General features: G+C 58.8%; 17 protein-coding genes. 8 read left to right on the top strand and 9 right to left on the bottom strand.

From position 1 onward, the window contains the following. Positions 1-172: 172 nt before the first annotated feature. Positions 173-2,389 carry a GMC oxidoreductase gene (locus MOP44_RS24250; RefSeq protein WP_260792992.1) on the top strand — a complete coding sequence of 739 codons (2,217 nt, stop codon included), beginning with the start codon at positions 173-175 and terminating at the stop codon, positions 2,387-2,389. 12 nt (positions 2,390-2,401) lie between these two features. Here MOP44_RS24250 and MOP44_RS24245 read toward each other — a convergent pair whose 3' ends face one another. Then, entirely contained in the window at positions 2,402-3,115 is a 714-nt protein-coding gene (locus MOP44_RS24245; RefSeq protein ID WP_260792990.1) for an HAD family hydrolase, read from the bottom strand. An 89-nt stretch (positions 3,116-3,204) separates the two neighbouring features. Next, complete coding sequence (locus MOP44_RS24240) at positions 3,205-3,705, bottom strand: ferritin-like domain-containing protein (protein ID WP_260792989.1); 501 nt, start codon at positions 3,703-3,705, stop codon at positions 3,205-3,207. Positions 3,706-3,859: 154 nt separating this feature from the next. On the opposite strand from MOP44_RS24240, the gene MOP44_RS24235 reads away from it, so the two are divergent. Next, positions 3,860-4,009, top strand: a complete 150-nt coding sequence (locus tag MOP44_RS24235) for a hypothetical protein (RefSeq protein WP_260792988.1) — start codon at positions 3,860-3,862, stop codon at positions 4,007-4,009. Between the two features lie 27 nt (positions 4,010-4,036). Then, positions 4,037-4,441 (top strand): DUF6496 domain-containing protein, encoded by a 405-nt coding sequence (locus MOP44_RS24230; RefSeq protein WP_260792987.1) that lies wholly within the window; start codon positions 4,037-4,039, stop codon positions 4,439-4,441. Here MOP44_RS24230 and MOP44_RS24225 read toward each other — a convergent pair. Then, on the bottom strand, positions 4,438-5,655 hold the full coding sequence (locus tag MOP44_RS24225; RefSeq protein WP_260792986.1) for an MFS transporter: 1,218 nt from the start codon (positions 5,653-5,655) through the stop codon (positions 4,438-4,440). The genes MOP44_RS24230 and MOP44_RS24225 overlap by 4 nt on opposite strands. A gap of 129 nt (positions 5,656-5,784) precedes the next feature. Between MOP44_RS24225 and MOP44_RS24220 the strand changes: the two genes are divergently transcribed. Next, a complete protein-coding gene (locus MOP44_RS24220) occupies positions 5,785-7,281 on the top strand; it encodes a GH39 family glycosyl hydrolase (RefSeq protein ID WP_260792985.1) in 1,497 nt (498 codons plus the stop codon). 8 nt (positions 7,282-7,289) lie between these two features. Here MOP44_RS24220 and MOP44_RS24215 read toward each other — a convergent pair whose 3' ends face one another. From MOP44_RS24215 to MOP44_RS24205, 3 genes are all read right to left on the bottom strand, one after another. Then, a complete protein-coding gene (locus MOP44_RS24215) occupies positions 7,290-11,777 on the bottom strand; it encodes a glucoamylase family protein (protein WP_260792984.1) in 4,488 nt (1,495 codons plus the stop codon). 7 nt (positions 11,778-11,784) lie between these two features. Further along, positions 11,785-13,647, bottom strand: a complete 1,863-nt coding sequence (locus MOP44_RS24210; RefSeq protein WP_260792983.1) for an ABC transporter ATP-binding protein — start codon at positions 13,645-13,647, stop codon at positions 11,785-11,787. 176 nt (positions 13,648-13,823) lie between these two features. Further along, complete coding sequence (locus MOP44_RS24205) at positions 13,824-15,131, bottom strand: glucoamylase family protein (RefSeq protein ID WP_260792982.1); 1,308 nt, start codon at positions 15,129-15,131, stop codon at positions 13,824-13,826. Positions 15,132-15,377: 246 nt separating this feature from the next. Between MOP44_RS24205 and MOP44_RS24200 the strand changes: the two genes are divergently transcribed. Genes MOP44_RS24200 through queD form a run of 4 tightly spaced genes read left to right on the top strand, consistent with a single transcriptional unit; the run spans position 15,378 to position 18,163 of the window. Then, positions 15,378-16,385, top strand: a complete 1,008-nt coding sequence (locus tag MOP44_RS24200) for a hypothetical protein (RefSeq protein ID WP_260792981.1) — start codon at positions 15,378-15,380, stop codon at positions 16,383-16,385. Between the two features lie 58 nt (positions 16,386-16,443). Continuing rightward, the gene (queC, locus tag MOP44_RS24195) at positions 16,444-17,160 is read left to right on the top strand and encodes a 7-cyano-7-deazaguanine synthase QueC (protein ID WP_260792980.1); all 717 of its coding nucleotides are present in this window, start codon (positions 16,444-16,446) and stop codon (positions 17,158-17,160) included. Then, on the top strand, positions 17,160-17,798 hold the full coding sequence (gene queE, locus MOP44_RS24190) for a 7-carboxy-7-deazaguanine synthase (RefSeq protein WP_260792979.1): 639 nt from the start codon (positions 17,160-17,162) through the stop codon (positions 17,796-17,798). Before queC ends, queE begins: the two co-directional genes overlap by 1 nt. An 8-nt stretch (positions 17,799-17,806) precedes the next feature. Then, entirely contained in the window at positions 17,807-18,163 is a 357-nt protein-coding gene (queD, locus tag MOP44_RS24185; protein WP_260792978.1) for a 6-carboxytetrahydropterin synthase QueD, read from the top strand. 39 nt (positions 18,164-18,202) lie between these two features. On the opposite strand, the gene MOP44_RS24180 is transcribed toward queD, so the two are convergent. The 3 genes from MOP44_RS24180 to MOP44_RS24170 form a co-directional block, all read right to left on the bottom strand. Continuing rightward, a complete protein-coding gene (locus MOP44_RS24180; RefSeq protein WP_260792977.1) occupies positions 18,203-19,831 on the bottom strand; it encodes a S10 family peptidase in 1,629 nt (542 codons plus the stop codon). A 153-nt stretch (positions 19,832-19,984) separates the two neighbouring features. After that, complete coding sequence (locus MOP44_RS24175; protein ID WP_260792976.1) at positions 19,985-21,319, bottom strand: dipeptidase; 1,335 nt, start codon at positions 21,317-21,319, stop codon at positions 19,985-19,987. A gap of 86 nt (positions 21,320-21,405) precedes the next feature. After that, the gene (locus MOP44_RS24170) at positions 21,406-22,623 is read right to left on the bottom strand and encodes a glycoside hydrolase family 5 protein (RefSeq protein ID WP_260792975.1); all 1,218 of its coding nucleotides are present in this window, start codon (positions 22,621-22,623) and stop codon (positions 21,406-21,408) included. Between the last annotated feature and the right edge of the window lie 60 nt (positions 22,624-22,683).

Below are 22,683 nucleotides of genomic sequence, written 5' to 3'. Positions count from 1 at the left end.
AACTCACCCGCTTGTTCATGCTCTATTCACAGGTAACAGCCGGGCTGATTGCCGACTCTTCTTTCAGGTGGTATGCTGACAGCACTTTTGAGCTCGTTGCAGTCTCGCCTGAATTCCTTTCCGCATCTTTCCCCAGACGTTGTTACCCTCAAATTATCCCGATGAGGTGTTTATGGGTACGTCGTCAGTTCCTGCGCCTGTGGCGCAGACGCATGCAGTCCTCTTTACCCTTTGGTTCCCGGTTGAACAACTTCCCATCCCGCCGCAGATACTCCCCGAAATTCAGGCGATCGCGACGCAGGTAAGCGCGGGCATGCTGGAAGCCTTCAGCCAGTCAACCTTTCTGAGAGTCCTCGAAGGGATGACGGCGCCGCAGGGCCTCCCTTTCTATCAGTGTCTGCAGAATTCGACCAATTCATCGGTACAGCAGTGGCTGGCAACTCCAGGAGGCATCGGCAGCCTGCCGGTGGAGGCAGCATCGCAGGTGCTCTCATACCTCTTCGAAGGCGAGTGCGGGCCGGAATCGGTCAGGTTCGCCATGCTGATTCGCGAAGCCTATCTTTCGGGTATCTGGGACCTGCCCCTGGCCGTTCCGCTCACGGCGATCGACAACCCGAAGACCTTTGTCGATGACATTGCCATCTACTCGAAATTCAATTATCCGGCTATCGGTCCGAACTGGTTAACTTATGACTCGGCCACAAAGACTATATCCGCCAAAGACGGAGTCATCGACTATCTCGTCATCGGCAGCGGGCCCGGCGGTGCCACGGTTGCGACAGAGTTACAGAAGGCCGGCAAGAGGGTGGTTCTCATCGAGCAGGGGCCCTTCGTGGTTTGGGGATCGATGGACACTATGAGTTACTCCGCACTGATGTACAAGAACAACATCGCTGCCACTTCTGACAACGGAGTCCTGGTGCGGAGTGGGCAGGCCATGGGCGGCGGAACGACGGTCAACATCGACCTTGCCTTTTCACCCCTCGAAGGGACCATTCAGGCTCGCATCGCGAACTGGATCGACCAGGGATGGATCGATGGTCGCTTCTACACCCAGGAACGGCTCGCCGCGGCGTACCAGTGGGTCCGCAACGCAATCGCTACGCGCGAAGTAACCCAGTGTGAACTGAATCGAGACAACCGCGTACTTTGGGATGGCGCGGTTGGGTTGGGAGTAAATCCATCGCTATACCACCTGAACCGATTTCAGTCCGACCTATCTCCGTCGCCGGTCACCTGTAAGCGCGATGCGGCGCGGCAGTTGATTGTTGGAGCGATGGGCGTGCCAGAGAATCCCTTGGCAGTGATTCCTGACGTGAGTGTGCAGGATGTTTTGTTTGCTCCAGATGGCCCCGATGGCTCCGTGCGTGCATCAGGTGTGTCGCTCGTGGCGAATGTGCCATGGACCACATATGGAAACACCATCGTCGATCCCTGTCAGCTCGGTCTCCCGCAGGGGTTCACCGTTACCATCAATGCGCGAAACGTGATTCTCTCGGCAGGAACCATCGGCTCGGCGCGCATCCTCCTGAACTCGGCGAAGAACACGCCCGCGGTGGACAATCCTCGCATCGGGCGCGGGTTGATCATGCACCCATCGTTCCCGCTGATTGGCAGGTTCAATGAAACGATCAACCTGCTCGACGGCCTCGACAGCGCAACATTCCTCGACGCCTTCGGAGTCGCTCCTGGCTTCATCTTTGAGACTATGTCGGGACTGCCGGCTTATGGCGCGCTGCTGATTCCTGGCAGTGGGGAACAAGTCTACAATCGCATCACCCAGTTCAACCAGTCAGCCGGCTTCGGCGTGATGCTCGTCGACACCCCCTCTGACGATAACCGCGTGCGGCTCGATTCAGATGGTTCCGTGGTCCTCGATTATGCGCTGAGCGAGGGAGACAAACAGCGCTTCCGCACGGGCGTTGCGCTTGCCATCCGCATGATGTTCCTCGCGGGCGCCTACGAGGTCATCATCCCATCGAATGAGAACTTCCTTGGCGCTGATAATTTCGATCCCATGACCGGCGTCTATCTCACTAGCATTGAACAGGCCGACATGGTCGAAACGAACCTGCAGTTCATTCCGAATCGCACGCTTCTCACCTCGGCCCACTTACAAGCCTCGAATAAGAGCGGAAGCTCGGCAGCTACTTCAGTAGTGTCAGCAAGGCAGCGCGTGTGGAATGTGCAGACTCAGCAGGAGATTCCCAATCTATACGTCATGGACAGCAGCATCTTCCCTACATCTGTAGGTGCCAACCCCATGCAGGCCATCTACACGTTCGCGAAGATCTTCTCCGAGCGCCTGATACAAGGCCTGGATGAACCTGGGCCTCTGCGCTTCGAGGAGACCCCCCGTCAGGAGCGACGGGTTCTGCGGCCTGAATAGCTCATCCCTGACTCAATGTCCGGCGGCAAGCGCCGCCGTCCACTCGGCTGCCGAATCCACCACGACATCGGGCGGGACTTCCATCAGGTTCTGCGGGCCGAAACCGAAATGGCAGCCGAGGCTCCACGCGCCGGCGTTGCGCGCGGTAAGCACGTCCACCTTGCTGTCCCCGATCATGAGCGTCTCGTGTGGTGCCGCGGCGGCCTCCTGCATGATGGTGCGAAGTCCCAGGGGATCCGGCTTCTTGAGGGGAAAACTATCCCCGCCATAGATCCGGAAAAAGCAATTCATGCCAAGCCCCTCGCAGATGGCGCGCGCAGGGCGTACAGGCTTGTTGGTCAGCACAGCAAGCTTTCTGGCGACGCCGTTCGGCGCGGCGAGCGCGGCTAGCGAATCAAGCACGCCCTCGTACGCGTAAGTGAAATCGAGCTTGTGCTCACGGTAGTGGGTGAGGAAGAAGTTATATGCCGTGGCGAGTTCTTCGTCATGGATCTCGTCGGGCGCGACGCCGTTCTCGACCGCCAGTGAGCGCCTCACCAGCATGGGGGCGCCATTGCCCACAAAGCTTGCAATGATGTGATCATCCAGGTGCGGCCGGCCCATGTGCTCCAGCGCAGCATTGACGGAGTTGCAGAGGTCGCGCGCAGAATCAATGAGCGTACCATCCAGGTCGAAGACAATGAGCTTGATTTGTTCAGCGGGGATGGGACGAAGGACCTGGATCATGCTGCAAGTGTATAAGGAGACGGCTCAGCCATCAGCCTTCAGCTGTTTGCCGCAGCTGAGGCTGACGACCGAAAACCGAGTCACATCCCTCAGGCTGCCTTCCGCTGCGCCTCCTTGTTGACGCGCATGGCGATCTTGGTCAGCAGTTTGTCCGTCTTGCCTTCTTCATCCAGTGTCTGCTGCAGCAGGTCCGCCACTTCTTGCTGGCCCATCTGCTGTGCGATCGTCCGCACGGTGCCATATGCAGCCATCTCGTAATGCTCGACGCGCTGCGCAGCCGAGATGAGGCCGGCATCGCGAACCTCGCCTTCTTCCGCCTCTTCAATCATCTCGGCGCCCTCTTCAATGAGACCCTTCATACCCTGGCAGGTCTTGGCGCTCGCCTTGGCGCCGAGAATCTCAAACACCCGGTCGAGGCGCTCGATATGGCCCCGCGTCTCTTCCAGGTGGGTCTCGAATGCCTGCCGCAATTCCTCTGTCGTAGCGGCCTTCGCCATTTTGGGCAATGCCCGCGTGATTTGCTTCTCTGCTGAATACAGATCCTTCAACTCGTTCATGAACAACTTATCGACTGTGTCGACTTTCGGCATATCGTTCCTCCACAGGGGTTCCCCTCGCGTTGTGGGATGCACGCCGAAGGCGCCATGTTGCCGATGGACTCTCCTGGCCGGCGAATGGGCCGGGCGTCGCTGGAATCCGGCAGACGAAGCGATCTCCAAAATCGGCCCCGCATCTACTCAGAACATGATCAGGAAACTCAAATCGGGAGAGTATCGCCTCTACAGCCGGAAGAAGGACGCCTCGACCGGCAAGCGCCGTAACCTCGGCACGTTCTCGAGCCTTGAAAAGGCGCGGCAGCACGAACGCGAGGTCCAGTACTTCAAGAAGCATTGACCACAGGGTCGACGGAGGGAGTACACCATGCCGGAGAAGGAGACAGTTGAACGGGCGAAAGAAGATCTGCGGGAAGGGAAGTCTCCCACAACCGCAGCGGGCGAGTTTGTCCACGAGGAAATTCAGCATGTGCGCGAAGGAAAGCACGGCGCACGCTCTGCGAAGCAGGCGATAGCCATCGGTTTAAGCGAGGCGCGCCGGGCGGGGATTCCGCTGAAACCGCCTGCGAAGGGCAAGGCGAGCGCATCGACCCGGCAAAAAGCCGAGCGCGATTATGAGAAGGGCCAGAAAGATCCCGAAACCAGGGAGAAGAGCAACGCTCGGAGCCGTGCGCGTGAGAAGGTCTTGAAGCGCGAGCCGAAGTCGACGGTGAGTCACGAGGCGCTGTCACGGCAGGCGAAGAGCGCGGCGCGCAAGCGAAAGACCAGCTAGGCCGCGCCGAAGCGCTGCCCGTGGCGCTCCTTCCCGAGCCACGCCATGACCGAAGCAACGACAAAGACAACAATGGCGGTGAGCGCGAGCGCTGTGCCATAGCTGGTCTTCTGCGCGTAAAGCGCCTCAATGGGCGGAGCCGCGCTCGCGATGACGCCCGCAGTCTGATACGCGAAGCCCGGCAATAATGCTCGAACGGAGTCAGGCGAGAGCTCGGAGAGGTGTGCTGGGATCACTCCCCACGCTCCCTGCACCATGAACTGCATGAGGAATGCGCCGGTGATGAGCAGCGCCTGGTTGGGCGCGTAAGCCCAGATGGGAATCACGAGTGCAGCCAGCACAAACGCGGTAATGATGGCGCGGCGGCGTCCTGCTCTATCAGAGAACCAGCCGAATACTAGCCCACCGAGAATCGCTCCCACAGCCGAAATCGCCGTAATCGCGGCCTTGCGCTCGGGTCCAAAGTGCCACTGGCGCTCGAGGAAGGTGGGGTACAAGTCCTGCGTGCCGTGCGACGCGAACAGCATAGCCGTCATAAAGATGAGCAGGTAAACGAAGAGCCTCCAATGGCGAAGCACTTCCTGGTGCTGCTCTGACCACGTAAGCCGGGGCGTTTTGGAATGCTTCCAGACCGCGGATTCCTTCACGAAGAACAGGACGTAGAGCATAAGCGGAATTGCCGGCACGCTCGACAGGATGAAAAGCATGCGCCAGCCGAGGCTGTGAAAGCAGAAGAAGTAAAAGCCAGCGGCGAGCACGTTCCCCGCAGCGTAGCCCTCTTGCAGCAGGCCTGATAGCAGACCGCGCCGATGAGTCGGTGCGCCTTCCATGGCGAGCGAGGCGCCCACGCCCCAGGTGCCGCCCATAACGATGCCGAACAGGCCCCGCACAATGAGGAGTGCGGTGTAGTTGGGCACAATGCCCGTAAGCACGCCCGCGACGGCGAAAAAGCCCATGTTGATCATGAGCGGAATGCGGCGGCCATACCTGTCCGCGAGCAGGCCGAAGAGGGCTCCTCCAACCGGCCGCAGGATCATGGTCATCGCAATCACCCACGACATCTGTGGGACAGTCTTGCCGAAATCGTGCGCCATCGCGGTGAGGCAGAACGTGACCAAAAAGAAATCGAACGCGTCGAGCAGCCAGGCGGAGAAGCCGGCGATCACAGCGGGTGGATGGCTGCGGTTCGTTGTTTCGATTTCGTTTTCGGACATGCTTAAGTCCCTCGGATCGCAACCTTCTCACGCTAGCAGAATGCCGATAGAGTTGGAAATGGCCGAGATAGCTTGTCCGGATAGCATTTGTAGAAGCGAGTAGACTCGTGTTGAACAGGAGAAGCCCTAATGACGCGCTGGCGAGCTGCAGTTATGACCCTCGTGTTTTGCCTGCCTTCGCAAGCAATAGGTGCGCAGGCACGAGAAAGCATTACCATCGATTCGCAGGCGGCGACTACTCCATTCCCGCACTTCTGGGAGCAGATGTTCGGATCCGGCCGCGCAATCCTCACTCTTCGTGAGAGCTATCGGGACGATCTGCGCGCCGTGAAAAGGGTCGCCGACTTCAAATATGTTCGATTCCACGCTATCCTGCACGACGAAGTGGGAGTTTACAACGAGGACGAGCATGGCAATCCTGTCTACAACTTCTCTTACGTCGATCAGATCTACGACGGCCTCCTGAAGAATGACGTTCGACCTTTCGTCGAGATCAGCTTCATGCCGAAGAAGCTGGCGTTCAATCCGGATGCCCTGCATCCGTTCTGGTACAAGCAGAATGTGTCACCGCCGAAAAGCATGGAACGCTGGGATGATCTCATGAAGCACTTCGCGCAGCACCTGGTCGACCGCTACGGAGTCGACGAGGTGGCGCAGTGGTACTTCGAAGTCTGGAACGAGCCCAACATCGACTTCTGGAATGGCATTCCGCGAGATCGGTCGTACTTCGATCTCTACGCGCACACAGCAAGAGACCTGAAGGCTGTTAATCCGAGACTACGTGTGGGCGGTCCGGCCACGGCGGCAGCCGCGTGGGTGAGCGATTTCCTCAAGTTCACATCTGAGAACCATATTCCGGTCGACTTCGTCTCCACTCACGGATATGCGGATGACACCACACTCGATCTCTTCGGCAAGGACCTCGCTATCCCGATGGACGAGCGCGTTTGCCGGGCAGTACAGAAGGTCCGTGACGAGATCAAACACTCGAGCACGCCCGACCTCCCGCTCTTCTGGACTGAGTGGAACGTGCAGGGCATGAAGGAATCTCGCGACACCATCTTTGTGGGCCCGGGACTGGCAAACACGATTCGCCAGTGCGACGGCCAGGTCAACGTGATGTCGTGGTGGACCTTCTCCGACGTATTCGAAGAGGGTGGTCCTATTCCCAGGCCTTTCATCGGAATGTTTGGATTGCGCGCCAAGGGCGGCATCAACAAGCCAAGTTACTACGCGTATGGACTGCTTCACGATCTCGGCGATCAACGGATCGCGAATGAATCCAAAAATGTGATTGCCACGAAGACGCCCGGCGCCGGACTCGCCATTGCACTCTGGAATCTCGTCGATCCCGATGCGCAAGGCGGCCCACGCAACGTCGACCTGACGTTCGCACATATGTCACCGAACGCGCACCTAAGCATTGAGCGCATCGATCAGGAACACGGCGATGTGCTGCATTATTACAAGGCGATGGGCAGCCCCGAGGATCCGACTCCGGCGCAGGTTGAGCAGTTGAATCGTGAATCTTCGCTATCCCCACCGCAGCAGACAACGCTGCACGATGGCAAGCTGAGCCTGACCCTTTCACCAAACTCACTCGTACTGATTAAAGTGCGACCCTGAACTAAGCTCTATGCTGCGTCAGCGTACTTCTGCCGAACAAAGGCGAAGTCCTTCATCATCGCTCTGAGAGCGGCCTTGCTACGTGGCACTTCATGCAGCAGCAGTTCTGCTGATTGAACCAGCGCGTTCGAATGGAACCAGTGCTGCACGACGTCATCGCAGAGGCAATTAAGCAATGCGAGCAGCGACATACCCTGATGATGAGCCATCCACTCGCGGACAATTTCTCCATTGTGGATACCCGTCGAATAGTCGACCGACTCGTAGAAACCGAATGCGCCCACCCAACCTGCCGAAGCCATGCGGCGCAAGTTGCGTATCGATTCTTCGAGATCTACGCCGAGCGCGAGGAACGTCGAGTAGGGCGACACTACGGGCCCTGCAGTTGCCTCGAATGAGAGCGCGAGATGCGGCACTCCGTACGCGTGATAGCTGTAGTGACCGGCGTCGTCTTTGCGCGACGAGCCCGACTCCGAGATCCCCCACGGCAATCCCAACGACCGCGCAAAAGCTTGCTGCACGCGGACCGCGCCCGTCACTGTGTCGGAGAGGAGAGTGTTCGGGTACCGTCGCATCCACAGCGCCGGCATCAAGTACTCGAACATCGTTCCCGTCCACGACATCAAGACATGCGTTCCAAACGCGAATGTGAAATCGCGTCCTAAACGGAACCAACTCTGCTGGCCGATATCGCCACGCGCAATGGCCAGAAAGGTTGCAGTTCGCGCTTCTGAAGCAAGCATGTCGTAACAGGCTTCATGTACACGCTGCTTGCGCACGTCATAGCCGATCGAGAGAATGCGACGAGCGGGGCTGATGAGAAAGCTGAAGTCTGTCTCTTCCGCAAACCGTTCAGCTTGCTGAGCAATTCCCCGCAGCCTTAGGGATAGATCGTTCAGATTCCGGGCCGTGTTAGGCAGCATCTCGCGCAGTTGCGCTGCGAGCACCTGGCGCGCATTGGTCGCCACTGGCGCCTGATACAGCGTCTTCTGAAGCTTAACGCAAAACGCAGCCGCATCATCGACGTTGAGGTGATCGGATTCAGGGGTGATTCCGAATTCTGGGGTCTCGCGGAGCTGCGCAAATCTAGGATCGAGCCACGGAACATAGTTGCGGACCACATGCAGGATCGCATCGATCCTCTTGTGCATCTCCTGCTGCCACCAGGCATCCTTAAGCCCAAGCACTGAGGACGCGCGGAACGCCTCCTGTGAATTCACCGCCCAGTTCAACCAGTCCGACAAACTCGCATTAGAACTGGGCATTGCGAGCTTTGCGATGGGGCCGGAAAGCTTGCCTTGGTGCTGCGCCATTTCCCAATAGGGTGTTAAGGCGGTAAACAACGTGCGCGATACGAGCGGCTTCCGCAGCAGCGACAGCGTTCCGGTGTGCAGCGTGTAGAGTGAAGCGACAAAGTTCCCGCTATCTACCGAAGAGACAAACGGGTTGGCCTCCAGAGGCGCGCACGTGTGAGTGTCGTACCAGTTGTAAAGGTGTCCGCGGTGTTTCTCTAGGCGACCAATTGTGGCGAGGCTCTCTTCCGTGAGGTGAGCGAATTCGGGCAGACACAGGAAGCCAAATTCAACCGCGGCTTGCCGCGAGTTGAGCAGCAGCCCAACATTGGTCGGTGACACGCGCGCTGCTTCGAACAAGCCGTTCTCTTCTACGTTATCGGGAATGAGGTAGTTGTGTCGCTCCGTTCCAAACTCATGAAAGTAACGCCAGATGCGGAGCGCGTGACAGAACAAAAGGCTCCGGTCCGCAGCGTTGATCTTCACTGCTTCCTGTGGTGGCCGGTTCAACCATGCCGTCAAAACCGCAGACATGCACCAGAGCAGAAGCATCGGCGCGGCCACAAGGAACGCGAAGCGCTGATGCGCGAAGAAGTAAACAATGACAGCCAGCACACAAGCGACGAGCGGCATGAGCGCGAGATAGCGGTCGACTGGCGTGAGCTTGCGCGTTTGCGACTCGGCCTCCGCCGCGGTCTCCCATTCCAACAGACGCTCCCCGGTGATAAACCGGCGGATCAAAGCTCGTACGACGGCGTCGATCTCAAGCATCGCCTGGTGCGGCAGGAACGACAAGTTGAGAAGCGCCAGCAGTGTCGCCTCGCCAGAACCTTCCAGAGCCTGTGACACCGCACCTTCCCGCTTGCTGACGATTGCCCGCCCCACTCCGAACGCAAACTGCACGATCGTTGGAAACATGAACAGCATAAACAGCAGGATGGTCCAGTAAAGTGGACCACCGGGCAGCCACAGCCAGCCCGCCACAAACAAAATGAATGTGAACGGCTCTACCAGCGAGCGCCGCAGGTTATCGAAGATCTTCCAGCGCGATACAGTTGAAATCGGGCTGGCCGTCAGTTTGCCGGACTCGTCAGGAACGCGCGCGAACATCCATTGCGCAATCTGCCAATCGCCGCGAACCCAGCGATGCTTACGGCGCGTGTAGGCGCTGTAATGCGAAGGATAATCGTCAATAACTTCCACGTCCGTAACCAGGCCGGCCCGCGCGTATGCGCCCTCAATAAGGTCATGGCTGAGCAGGGAATTGCGTGGGAACCGCTTGTTCAGCACTGCGTGAAGCGCAGAGACCTCATAGATGCCTTTGCCGGTAAAGATGCCTTCACCATAGAGATCCTGGTAGGCATCGGACACAGCGCGCGCATAGACATCGAATCCAGCCTGCCCCGAGTAAAGCGACGCCAGGCGCGTGCGCGAAGCCGAACTGACGCTGACGCCAACGCGCGGCTGCAGGATGCCATAGCCTTCGACCACGATGCGCAGCTTGGGATCGATGATGGCCTGATTCAGAGGATGTGCAATGGCGCCGACCATTCTGGCCGCAGTGCCGCGCGGAAGTTGCGTATCGGAATCGAGCGTGAGGATGTAGCGAATATTGTTAAGCACATCAAGGCGGCCCGCCTTGATCGGAAATGCGTCATACTCGCCGACGAGAAGCTTATTCAGGTCGAGCAGCTTGCCGCGCTTGCGCTCCCATCCCATCCAAACGCCTTGCCGGATATTGAAGATTCGATGGCGATGCAAGAAGAGGAATCCGCCTTTGTGGGCGGAGCCGTAGCGCGCATTCAAGCCGTTAATGAGTTGAATGGCGAGATCGACCAGAGGATTCGAATCCTTTTCGTGCGGCTTGCTGACAGAGTCCGGTAGGTCAGTTAGAAGCGCGAAATGCAGGTTCGGGTCGCGATTGGCAAGATATCGGACCTCGAGCTCATCCACAAGATCGCGTACCTGCTTCTCGTTCAGCAGCAGCGTTGGCACTGCAACCAGCGTGGCGCACTCATTGGGAATGGCCTGCGCATAGTCCATTTTGGCCAGCGGCTCGGCGTCAAAAATCGCCGTGATGGAGTTGTTCATCAACTCGACCGCGCACTGCATCACCGGCATGATCATGAGCACGAATGTAATGGCCAGCTTGGGAAATACTGGATAGCTAGGCAGCAGCGGGAACAGCATCACAGCAATGAAGAAGATGGTGATGAGCTCGATCCCCGTGATGTAAACATCATCTGCATTAGCGCGAATTGCCGACCGAATGCGATAAGAGGGCGGCGCGTGGAAGTTGATGCGCTCTGCCAGCCGCGAGATGCCGCGGCTCACCAAGTGATATCCGATGTGGCTGCAACGCTGCTGTATGCGGGGGTCCTTGTATGGCTGATGCGAAGCTTCGATGGCCAGATCGAGCGCCTTCTCCGCGACCTGTAACTCCGTGCAGTCCGAGTGGCGAGCCATGAACGCGACACGAGTGCGGTACATGTCCCGCGTCTCAAAGTCCATCTTTGAATACGTGCCGGTCGGATCCTTGCGCAGAATTGCATCGAAGACAATCAATGGTTCAAGCACACCGGACCAGTCGATGTTTCCAAGATCCCGCAAGCCTGAGAAAAGACGCTGCACCCGCACATCTGCTTCATTGCTGCGGTCACGCAGTGCTGTTTCGGATTCAGCGAGGATCGCTTCGAGCATGCAGAAACGCAGGTATGCCGGAATGCTCCAAATCTCATCCAGCGTGAGAGGCTCGTGTGCCTGCAATTCGCGGAGATAGATCGGGAAGGTGACGGCATCAGGTTGGCCCTTGATGGCGAGCAGATATGTCGCGGACAAAGTAGCCACCCGAGGCTCGTCCTGATGCTCGGTAATGGTGACGCGGGGCAGCGCATCGCGCTCGCGAGGTTTGGGCTCCACACCGGTCACGGCCGAACGCAGTACGCGGGGATTACCGCGCAGATCCAGCAGCCCAATGATCCGGTGATCGCTGTCGTTGATTGACTCCGGCAACTTCGCCAACTCGTGTTCAAGGTTCTGCACCGCAGACCGCGCTGCTGCAACTCGGCGTCTGAACGAGCCGGGCTTATTGGGGCGCAGAGTGACGTTCCAGCGCGCCGCCGCGCCGGCAGCCTTCATCAAGGCCTCGCGCGCTTCGGCGGGAATCGAGTACTGCGGGTCGAGAATGGTCACAGTATCTGTCATTGGGGTCTCAACGGTAACTGGCTGCCTGCATTTCGAACATAGCCGCATAGCGGCCGCCGAGAGCCATCAGCTGCGAGTGGTTTCCTTCTTCAACCAGGCGGCCGCCTTCGAGAACGACAATGCGGTCAGCCATGCGAACGGTCGAGAATCGATGCGAGATGAGCAGCGCCATCTTGCCTTCAGTAAGTTCGGCGAAGCGCTCGAACACTTCCAACTCGCTCCGTGCATCCAGCGCGGCAGTAGGCTCATCGAGAATGAGGAGCTGCGCATCGCGGAGGTAAGCGCGCGCGAGAGCGATGCGCTGCCATTCGCCGCCCGATAGGTCCACGCCGCCTTCGAACCGCCGGCCGAGCATCTGTTCATAGCCGCCATGAAGCTTGCCCACCACGCTGGCGGCAAGACTCTTCTCGGCAGCGTAGCGGATCTCCTCTTCCGTGTGAGGAACCTCGACACGCCCCACAGCAATGTTTTCCCGCGCGGTCATCTCGTACCGCATGAAGTCCTGAAAGATCACGCCCATCTCGGCGTGCAGGTCGTCCAGGTCATACTCGCGAAGGTCAACGCCATCGAGCAGTATCTGACCCTCGGAGGGATCGTAAAGCCGCGTGATGAGTTTCACGACAGTCGTCTTGCCCTGGCCATTTTCACCAATTAGGGCAATCCGCTCGCCCGGCTCGAGGAAGAAGTTGAAGTTCTTGAGGATACGGCGCTCGGTGCCCGGATAAGTGAAAGACACGTTCCTGAACTCGAATCCGTGGCGGATGGGACGCGGGACCTTGAAGCCACCTTCCTTGTTTTGCACCCGCGGCTTCATCTCGAAGAACGCCAGCAGGTCCGTAAGGAACAGAGCCTGGTCGGCCACGCCGGATGCTGTCGAGAAAGCCTGTTGAATATTACCCATCGCCTGCATGATTGCGGTGGTGATGAGCGTGAGGTCGCCAATGCTGTAGCGGCCCTGGATCGTGCGCCAGATGCTATAGCCGTAAGCGGCGTAGTAGCCAAGCTGGCCGATGATAGCGAGAATCCCACCCCAGAACAGCCGCCGTCTGTTGAGCGCCACGTTCTGCTCGTATATGGTCTGCGACAGCGCGGAGAAGCGATTCGTAAGGTACTCGCTCAGATTGAAAAGCTTGAGTTCCTTCGCAGCTTCCTTGCTGCCGCCCACCTGGCGCAGATAGTCCATTTGGCGGCGCAGCGGAGTCTGACGGAAGTTCTTCGCATAGGTCAGAAACGCAAAGTGGCTTTCGCCAAGGAATGCTGGAAGAATTCCGGCGACCAGCAGCAGGAGCAGGAACGGCGAATACTTGATGAGAACGATCGAGAACGCAATCGCAGTGACCGACTGCTGAATCAACCGGCCCATCTGCTGGATCATTGCAAGCCGGTCGGTAGCCTGAACCCGCGCGCGCTCCAGCCGATCGTAGAACACGGGATCTTCGTACACCGTAACGTCGAGCGCCGCAGCCTTGCGCATCACCTCGACGCTCACGTGATGCGTGTAGCGATCGGCAAGCAGGTTGTCAAAGTAGTCGACAGAGCGCGTGAGGATGCCAGTCAGGACCGCGAGCGCCATCTCGCTGCCCACAAGCCACCAGAAGTGTGCAGGCAGCGGCTGCTGCATGCGCAGGCGGTTCACCCCGTCGATGATGAAACGGCCGATGATGCCGATGCCGACGGGCAAAAACGCCACCACGATGCGGATGGTGATGTTCCAGAAGACGACGGAGGGACCGGATTCCCAGACAAAATGCAGGACGGGAGGGACGTTCTTCAACGCACGAATGCGTTCCGCCCACGCGCCGCCTTCGCGTGGCTGAGCTTCATCCACACTGGTGCCGCAATCTTTCTTCTCGTCGATCTTGGAAGGCATTGACTTCTGACATTCCTGTTAGGTTATGAGTGCGATGTAGGTAAGCGCCCGAGCGCGGACAAAGCTCAAAATCCAAGGGAAGCTATCTACAACGAGAGCCGTGTCTAGAGGATACGATGCGCCGGAACGGCCCATCTGTTGTTTTTGCGTCCCATAATGCGCCGAGTGCGGGCACTCTACTCAAGATGCAAGGGCGGAGGCGTATAGGGCTTGAAACCCGCCGCATCCATGCCTCGGGTGGCCTCAACGTTCTTCATGAACACATCCCAGACAAATCCCGTCCGAGCGTTCTCCGCCATTAGCATGGTGATTCCAGTATCAATCCCCACCACATCTGTGTCATACCAATTCGTGAGGGGGTTGAACGCGTCGACGAACCCGTAGCGGCACCATGCGTTGGGATACCTGTCGTGAATGGTGCGCAGTACCCTCATGCAAGCGCCCGGCAAAAAGGGAATTGATCCGCCGGCGGCAGCGGGAACCACCGTTCCATCGATCGGACCCATCGCCGGCGGTCCGCCCCAAGCCACATACCCACGGGCCGAGTCCGATGCGGTAATACCCCACAGAGCGTTGCTGTAGTCGGAATATTGTGGATTCAGCTCGATGCAGAACCTCCGATGCACTTCCGTGGCGATAACCGAGTTCTGGAAGTAGTCAGCGAATTTGTCCCGCTTGTTGCGAAAGTCGAACCACGCCTGCGAGTACTGGTGAACGAACAGAGGCGCAAAAGACCCGATATACCGCAGGCCATCGTACTCGAAAACTCGCCGTTTCCATGCGAACCAGGCGTCACTCGGCAGCGGATGTGAAACGGAGCCCATGCCCAGCAGGTACATCATCATCAGTTCACTGTAGTAGTCCCAGCGCGAGTGGATGAAGCCCATCTCCGGCGTCCAGCCATGTGACAGCAGGGCAGTGTCTTCCGCCAGCCAGTTCCACTCCACACGATCGAAGATCGCATGGGACATATCGCGAATGTCTTTGTCGTCGAAGTACTGGTGGCACATGAGAGCACCGCAAAGCATCATGGCCGTATCGACCGAAGACACTTCGGAGTCCCAAACGCGCTCCCCGGTATTAATGTTGGCGAAGTGATAGAAGAATCCCCGATGCGTGGGCAGTTTGTGCCAAATGAACGAGAGTGTCTGAACCACCCGTCGCCGCGCGTCCTCATATCCGATAAAGCCACGCTTATGGCCGATGCAGATAGCCGTCAGGCCAAACCCGACTGAGGCAATGCTGGCGGCAAGGCTGTTGTCGTTCTCCCGCACGTTGCAGCGGTCCTTGATCAGACCCGTCTGCGGGTTCGCCTGTTCCCAGAAGAAGAGGAAGTTGGCATGCTCCAGGTCATTGAGGAACTGGTCATCTTGGGGTGAGAGTGGCTCGGGAATAGGCGGGGCCGGCTGCGCGGCCTGCGCCTGACCGGCAAACGCATCCAGAGCGCTCAAAGGCAGCGCCCCCGCAAGGGAAAGGGTAGCCATCTGGCGCAACACCGCTCGCCGAGACAAGGCCCGCGGATCAAGTTGCGAGGAATCGCCTGGGCGATCCCGGAACTGCAGATCACCTCTCTCGTGCAATAGCTTCAATTCACTTTCTCCGTGCGGAAGCCGGTGTAAACCAGAACATGTCTGCTGCCAACTCTGTTTAGATGCAGAAAACGCGGCCCGGTGGGTTTCCGCGGACAGCGAAATCCGGCCGAAGCGCGTCCAATACTCTCAGGCGAATCAATGGGATGGAGAAAGCTTAGCCTCTGGATCGCGGTGGTGGCTTGTGCGGCGCTCATTACGTGGGCGGTGATCGCGCGCGTCCACCGCTGGAGACCGAGAACCATAACGTTGCAAGGTGCAGTCCTGCGCGACGACCCTGATCCGCGACGCCAACTGCCAGTCGCGGGAGTGTCCGTCACGGCAACAGATGGAATGATGAGCACGAGCGGCGAGTCAGACGCCTCCGGGTATTTCAAGCTCAAATTCCGTGAGAGACTCTGGCCCGGGCATACGCTGCAATTGATGTTTCGCAAGCCGGACTACAGAGACTACGACCTGACTGTTCCCATGACTTACCGGGGTGCCGGCGACAAGGTCTACGTAGCCATGCTCAAACCGGTCGTCCAGGAGAAGGAAGCCAACACAGGTAAGAAGCTCTCCGTCGTAAGCAACGTCCGCATCCGCTTCACCGAAAATACCGAGGGCGACGAGAATATCGCCAGCGCCGTCAAGACGTTCCAGGTGGTGAACCAGGGCAATGTGCCCTGCAACGGCCAGGGACCGTGTTCGCCCGACGGAAAGTGGAAAGCAGCTGTCAACTCGGTTACGCTCGACGCCGGCACCGGCAACGAATTCCGCAACGCCCGCGCCTCCTGCATTGCCGGCCCCTGCCCGTTCACGCGCATTGATTCGAGTGGATTCGAACACGGCGGCCGCATGATTACGGCCAGCGCCCTCGACTGGTCTGACACCGCCACCTTCCTTCTCGAAGCCGAGGTCTTTCGAAAATCCATCAATTCGAGCGTGCGCGAATCCTACCCAGTCATCTTCGGCCGAACCCTCAACTTCGTGCTCCCAGCTACGCAGGAAGGCGTGAGCATCGAGGCCGATATCGATGGCACTCCGATCGTTTTTCCACTCGGTCCGGAGATGTATCTGAGCTGGGCGGCTTGCAACTCGCGCTCCAGTCACGACGCGGCAAGCTCCACTGTTTACCGTTGCGAACTCAAACCCGGCTACCGGTTCTAAGTCCTTTCGATACCCGCACCTTCGTCTCGTTTTCGCGTTTGCTTTACCATGAATAAGGATGGATATACTGGCGAAAAAGCGAGCCGTCGTTCTGCTGAGCGGCGGACTCGATTCAGCTACCGTACTGGCCATTGCGCGCAGCCAGGGCTTCGAAGCGTATGCGCTGTCGTTTTCCTATGGCCAGCGGCATAGCTGGGAACTGCAGGCAGCAGCCCGCGTGGCCCAAGCCGGAGGTGCCGCGCAGCACCGGGTTGCCACAATCGACCTGCGTGCATTCGGCGGTTCTGCGCTTACCGACGACATCGCCGTACCCAAGGGACGCGACGCCGAAGACATGAGCCACGGCGTTCCCGTCACGTACGTGCCTGCGCGCAACACGATCTTCCTCTCCTTCGCGCTAGCCTGGGCTGAGGTCCTGGGATCAAGCGATATCTTCATCGGTGTCAACGCTCTCGACTACAGCGGCTATCCCGATTGCCGCCCGGAGTTCATCCGCGCCTACGAGCAGATGGCGAACCTTGCGACACGAGCTGGCGCCGAAGAACATCACAAGCTCACCATTCACGCACCCCTCATGCAGATGACCAAGGCCGAAATTATTCGCGAAGGCATGAAGCTTGGAGTCGACTATAGCCTGACCAGCAGTTGCTACGACCCCTCTCCCGACGGCACCCCCTGCGGACAGTGCGACTCGTGCTTCCTCCGGCAAAAAGGCTTCGCGGAGAATGGCATGGCCGATCCTCTGCAATACCGCGATCCCGCGCAGGTGCAGTGATGAGTTACGCCGTCAAAGAGATCTTCTACACCCTGCAGGGCGAAGGAGCGCAGTCCGGCCGGGCCGCGGTCTTCTGCCGCTTCGCAGGATGCAATCTCTGGTCGGGACTTGAAAAGGATCGCGCGGCAGCCGTATGCAAGTTCTGCGACACGGACTTCCTCGGCGTGAATGGCCCCGGCGGTGGCAAGTTCGAAGCGGCGAACGAACTCGCCGACGCAGTTGCGAAAACGTGGCCCAGCAGCAATGGACACGGCCGGCGATATGTAGTCTGTACGGGCGGCGAACCCCTGCTGCAGCTGGACGCGGCGCTGATCGATGCATTCCACGCTCGCGAGTTTGAGGTCGCGGTAGAGACCAATGGCACAATCGCAGCCCCGCCTGAGCTGGACTGGGTCTGCGTCAGTCCCAAGGCCGGTGCGAAGCTGGTCCAACGATCGGGCGACGAACTGAAGCTCGTCTATCCGCAGAAGGAGATCCCTCCGCAAGAGTACGAGGGGCTCGCCTTCAGGCACTTCTTTCTGCAGCCCATGGACGGCCCTGATCGCGCGGTAAACACGGAGCTGGCGGTCAGGTTCTGCATGGATCATCCGCAGTGGCGACTCAGCCTGCAAACGCACAAAATCGTCGGCATTCCGTAAGGATTGGCATGGAAATTTTCAAGGAGTTCTCAATCGAAGCGGCGCATTGGTTGCCGCACGTGCCTGAGGGGCACAAGTGCCGGCGTCTGCACGGGCACAGCTTCCAAATCCAAGTCCACGTTGCCGGCCCGGTAGACGAGCATCTCGGATGGGTCATGGACTTCGCCGACATCAAGGCCGCCTTTCAAACCATCGAGGATCAGCTCGATCATCGATGCCTGAACGACATCAAAGGCCTTGAGAATCCCACCAGCGAGAACCTCGCGCGCTGGATCTGGAACCATCTGCGCGCTGACCTTCCAGCTCTCAGCAAAATCGTGGTTCGCGAGACCTGCACCAGCGGATGCGTCTACCAGGGCGATTAAATCAAGCGGGCATCGGTGCATGATGCCCGCTCTGCTTGGCTACTTCCCGTCAGTCTGCGTCTTGGTAATGAACGCCGCGACTCGATCGTGCAACTGCTTCAGGCTTTCATCGCGCACATAGACCATGTGGCCCGACTCGTAAAACGAGTACTCGATATTCTTCGCAAGTGATTGCGGAATGGGCAGGTGCTTCTCTTCATAGATCGCGGCAAAGAACGGCGTGGCCAAATCGTAGTAGCCCCCGTTCACCATCACCTTCAGCCGCGGATTCGTCTTCATCGCCTCCGCAAGATCCACCGCCACATTCAGCGCGATGGGATTACCGCGATGCAGGAAGCTCCACTGCGCTCCGCCGAACAGCGCCTCGGGCAGATACGTTTGTCCCTCGCCGTACTTCAGATCCTTGCGCACATAATCGTTGAAGATCGACACGTACGCAGACGAAATCGCCGAGCTCTGCGGATCGTAATCGGCAAACTGGCTCAGTGGATCAATCGACGGCCCGGAATAGCGCGTATCCAAACGGCCGGTCGTGAGGTCCTGGTCATCCTGTAGCGTCTTCTCGAATTCCCCGCCATTCACGCGCAGATTCGCTTTCAAAATGTACGTAGTCGGAAGGCCCGTATAGTTGTGCAGCTTCTCCGCCGTGGCCTGCTTTTCCTCTGCCGAGATGTCCGTGCCCTGTGCCAGCGCGTGGCTGTAAGCGCCCATGGCAAAGTCTTCCACCTCCTTCAGAAACGGCTCCAGCGCCGGCGCCTGTTGCGGCAGCTTCTTGTGATACCAGGCAGTCGCCGCGTACGTGGGCAGCGCAAGCACATAAGGCAGGTCCACCCCCGGATTGCCTTGCGGGAAATCAATGTCGGTGCTGAAGTTGAAAATCTGCGACAGCAGAATCACGCCGTTCAGATCGATGTTCTTGTTGTTCTCCAGAACGTCAGCGAGAACCGCCGACCGCGTCGTCCCATAGCTTTCCCCAAAAATGTACTTCGGCGAGTTCCAGCGGCTGTACTTCGTAATGAACCGAACGATGAACCGCGCGAACGCATTGGCATCCTCATCCACGCCCCAGAACGCCTTCTCGGGGTCCTTGCCCATCAGCCGTCCGAACCCCGTGCCCGGCATGTCGACGAACACGAGGTCGCTCACGTCCAGCAGCGAGTTCGCATTGTCGACCATTTTGTAGGGAGCCGCGGCCAGGTGCTGATCGCCGGAAGTGGCAACATGCTTCGGCCCCAGCGATCCCATGTGCAGCCACACGGTCGAACTACCTGGGCCGCCGTTATAGAAGAACGTGACGGGCCGATCTTCCGCCTTCGCGTCCCTCTTGAAGTAAGCAAAGTACGACATGCGCGCAGTCGGCGGCGCATCCTTCGCCTCCTTGGGCTCGTTCAGCGCAAGCTGGCTGCCCGGCTCAGGCTTGCCGTCGAGGCCAAGCTGCGCATCCTGCACGTCCGTCGCGCCCACCGTAATCGTGCCGGCAATCGCGTTATACAGAATATGCTGACCGCCCACATCCACCGACCCTTGCGTGGTGACCTCGGTTGCAGCGGGCTTTTCGGCAGGCTTGCTTTCATCCTTCTTTTTGTCATCATCCGCCCGCGCGAAAACAGTCGAAGCGAGCAGGGAAGCGGAAAGCAGGCAAAGCGCCAGGCGACCAGAAAATCGCATACGTGAACTCCAGTGACTTGTAATTTGTTGGGTGACCGTGAAAAGCCAGTATATGTCGCGCGTCTGCCAGTGTCCGTTTCCGAACACCGAGCAAAGCAAAGGGCGCGATCCAAACGAATCGCGCCCCAGATTCTGAAGTTCTGCCCGAGGCTCCTACTTCTGCGGTTTGTCGAATGGCTGCTTGTCAGAGATCTTCGGCCGTTCTTCCGCCCGCAACTGCTTGCTCACCTGCTGCACCTCACGAAACACGCGCAGCAAATTGCCGCCCAGAATCTTCCGGCAGTCCTCGGCAGAGTAGCCCCGCTCCATCAACGCCGCCGTGATCTTCGGCAGGTCGGCAGCCGAGTCCATGCCCTCCGGCAACTGCCCGTCCACGCCATCAAAATCAGACCCCAGCCCGACATGGTCCACCCCTGCGACCTTCGCAATGTGATCGATATGGTCGATCAGCAGCGACAGCGGCGGCCGCGGAATCCTATCGGCAAACTGCCGCTGAATCTTCGAAATCTCCTCGTAATTCGGCTCGCGCCCGGCGGCCTTTTCCTTGTCCTTGAATTCCTGCACAGCCTTATCCACTTCCGGCTTCTGCGCCTTCGCCGCATCACGATAAGCCTGTGACAGGAACGCCGAATAGTAGTTCACCTGCACCACGCCGCCCTTCGACTCAGGCCCTCCCGATCGCGCCACCGCAAGCAGCATGTTATCCGTCATGTTCCGCGGATGATCATCGAGCGCCCGCGCCGACGAGTGCGATGCAATCAGCGGAGCCCGCGTAATCCGCGTTGTGTAGAAGAACGTCTTATCCGAGACATGCGAGATGTCCACCATCATGCCCAGCCGGTTCATCTCATACACCACGTCCTTGCCAAACTCGCTCAGCCCGTCCTGCGTGTGCTGCACCTTCGCATCGTCGATGTCGCCCGAGCTATCGGCCCATCCGTTCGAGTTCGACCACGTCAGCGTCATGTACCGCACGCCTAGGTCGTAATACTGCCGCAGCAGCGCCAGCGAGTCCTCGATCGAATGCCCGCCCTCGATACCCATCAGCGCCGCCAGCTTGTGCTCGCGGTGCGCCTTCTCGATATCCTCTGGGCTCACGGCCAGCATCATCTTGTCCGGATGCTTCGCCACCTGCTGCTTCACCGCATCAATCAGCACCAGCGTCCGCTTCGCATAGTGCCCCTTGTAGAGCTCCGGCTCCACCCAGATCGAAAAGAACTCGGCGCCCAGGTTGCCTTTCTTGGCCGATTCAAAATTCAGATTGCCGCCCTTCAGCGGATCGGCCATGTCGAAGTTCTCATCGACAAAGCGCTGCGTCGTGTCGGCATGCGTATCGATCACAAGCGAGGACTGGTGCACAGCTTCAGGGGAAAGTTTCTGTGTCATCTTTGGGGAAGGCTTGGCCGGTTTCTGATTTGCTGGAGCCTGCCCTATCATCATCGTGGGCAGGCAAACGGCGAGCGTGGCGATCAGCAGGCGGTTGCTCATAGGCTTGGCGTCAGTATAGCCGCCCCCGTAACGCCGGTCTCCAGACCGGCTGTCGTGCGGGTCTCCCGACCCGCACGGTCCTCCTCTTACTGCGGCTTCAAACCCAGCGCACGCAGATACCCATCGTTCACCCGCTCGCTGGAGAACTGCACCTTTTTCAGCAGATCATCGAACGTGGCCTGCGCCTCTTCCGGAGACGGCCGCGCCGCAATGCGCTTCTCCGCGTTCCCAGTTCCCGGAGCCATCGCGGCTAGCTTCACCACCGCATCCCAGTGTTCCGGCCGGTCGAACGTCACCGGGCTCGAATTCGCATCCATCTTCTTATAGGGCCAGAAGCACCAGCCAACGTGATTGTCCTCGAGCGTCTTCGTAAACGCGGCGATCCACTCATCCTTGTTCTCGCCCGACTCGCCCAGCCATATCGGCACATGATACTTGTCGCGGAAATCGAGATACTCCTGAATCACGCTCACATCCGTCGCGGTCCAGTATTTGTGGAACGTGTACATCACGTTCTTATCGAACGGCTGCCCGAACACCTTGAAATTCGAGTCCCACTGCGCCCCGCCTAGAATCACGATATGGTTTTTGTCCACTTCCCGAACAGCCGCGACGAGCCGTTTGAAGAGCGGCTCCAGGTCTTTGTTGTACCGTTGCAACTGCGGGAAGTGCGGTATGGGCTCATTCAACAGGTCGTAGCCAAGAACGATCGACTCATTCGCGTAGTGCTTCGCAATCCGCCGCCACACCTCAACGGTGCGCGCCTGCGCCTCGGTGTCCGTATACAGCCACGGATACCCCTCGCTGTCATCGATATTGGTACCGGTCTGTCCACCCGGTGCGCAGTGCAAATCGAGAACGATGTAGATGTGATCCTTGCGCGCCCACTGCACAAGCTGATCAATATACCGGAATCCCTCCGCGTTATCGGTCGCAAAGAACTTCCAGTGAAACGGCACGCGCACGGAGTTGAAGCCCATCTTCGCAATGCGATCGATGTCGGCCTGCGTGATATACGTCTCGCGCCACTGCTTCCAGAACGCCTCCGACTTCGATGGCCCGATCAACTCCCGCGTCAGTGCTTCAATCTCGCTCGGCGACTGCGGCCCGCCATCGAAGTGAAACATGTAGCCTTCGGGCTCAAGCCAGTTCCCGAGATTCGTGCCGCGCAGCATGATCGTCTTGCCGCTGCCGTCCACGACATTGGCGCCCGAAGTATGTACAAACCCGCGTTGTGCGAAGAGGGCCGAGTTCACAGAGAGACCAAGGCAAAAAAGAACAGAGCAGAATTTACGGATCGACATAGCAACCCGAGTATACGACCCGCCGGCCCGCCACATTGGGTCTTGAAAGGGCACGGCTTT

Origin of the sequence: Occallatibacter riparius (assembly GCF_025264625.1) — a bacterium.
Taxonomy (GTDB): Bacteria; Acidobacteriota; Terriglobia; order Terriglobales; family Acidobacteriaceae; genus Telmatobacter; species Telmatobacter riparius.
The sequence above is the reverse complement of the archived record's forward strand: the minus strand, read 5'-3'. Positions and strand labels throughout refer to the sequence as shown.

Coding starts and splice junctions, on each gene's coding strand:
- MOP44_RS24235 (WP_260792988.1), top strand. CDS start 3,860: ATGATCAGGAAACTCAAATCGGGAGAGTATCGCCTCTACAGCCGGAAG.
- MOP44_RS24205 (WP_260792982.1), bottom strand. CDS start 15,131: ATGGCTACCCTTTCCCTTGCGGGGGCGCTGCCTTTGAGCGCTCTGGAT.
- MOP44_RS24230 (WP_260792987.1), top strand. CDS start 4,037: ATGCCGGAGAAGGAGACAGTTGAACGGGCGAAAGAAGATCTGCGGGAA.
- queC (WP_260792980.1), top strand. CDS start 16,444: ATGGATATACTGGCGAAAAAGCGAGCCGTCGTTCTGCTGAGCGGCGGA.
- MOP44_RS24180 (WP_260792977.1), bottom strand. CDS start 19,831: ATGCGATTTTCTGGTCGCCTGGCGCTTTGCCTGCTTTCCGCTTCCCTG.
- MOP44_RS24200 (WP_260792981.1), top strand. CDS start 15,378: ATGGGATGGAGAAAGCTTAGCCTCTGGATCGCGGTGGTGGCTTGTGCG.
- MOP44_RS24245 (WP_260792990.1), bottom strand. CDS start 3,115: ATGATCCAGGTCCTTCGTCCCATCCCCGCTGAACAAATCAAGCTCATT.
- queE (WP_260792979.1), top strand. CDS start 17,160: ATGAGTTACGCCGTCAAAGAGATCTTCTACACCCTGCAGGGCGAAGGA.
- MOP44_RS24240 (WP_260792989.1), bottom strand. CDS start 3,705: ATGCCGAAAGTCGACACAGTCGATAAGTTGTTCATGAACGAGTTGAAG.
- MOP44_RS24250 (WP_260792992.1), top strand. CDS start 173: ATGGGTACGTCGTCAGTTCCTGCGCCTGTGGCGCAGACGCATGCAGTC.
- MOP44_RS24210 (WP_260792983.1), bottom strand. CDS start 13,647: ATGCCTTCCAAGATCGACGAGAAGAAAGATTGCGGCACCAGTGTGGAT.
- MOP44_RS24170 (WP_260792975.1), bottom strand. CDS start 22,623: ATGTCGATCCGTAAATTCTGCTCTGTTCTTTTTTGCCTTGGTCTCTCT.
- MOP44_RS24215 (WP_260792984.1), bottom strand. CDS start 11,777: ATGACAGATACTGTGACCATTCTCGACCCGCAGTACTCGATTCCCGCC.
- MOP44_RS24175 (WP_260792976.1), bottom strand. CDS start 21,319: ATGAGCAACCGCCTGCTGATCGCCACGCTCGCCGTTTGCCTGCCCACG.
- queD (WP_260792978.1), top strand. CDS start 17,807: ATGGAAATTTTCAAGGAGTTCTCAATCGAAGCGGCGCATTGGTTGCCG.
- MOP44_RS24225 (WP_260792986.1), bottom strand. CDS start 5,655: ATGTCCGAAAACGAAATCGAAACAACGAACCGCAGCCATCCACCCGCT.
- MOP44_RS24220 (WP_260792985.1), top strand. CDS start 5,785: ATGACGCGCTGGCGAGCTGCAGTTATGACCCTCGTGTTTTGCCTGCCT.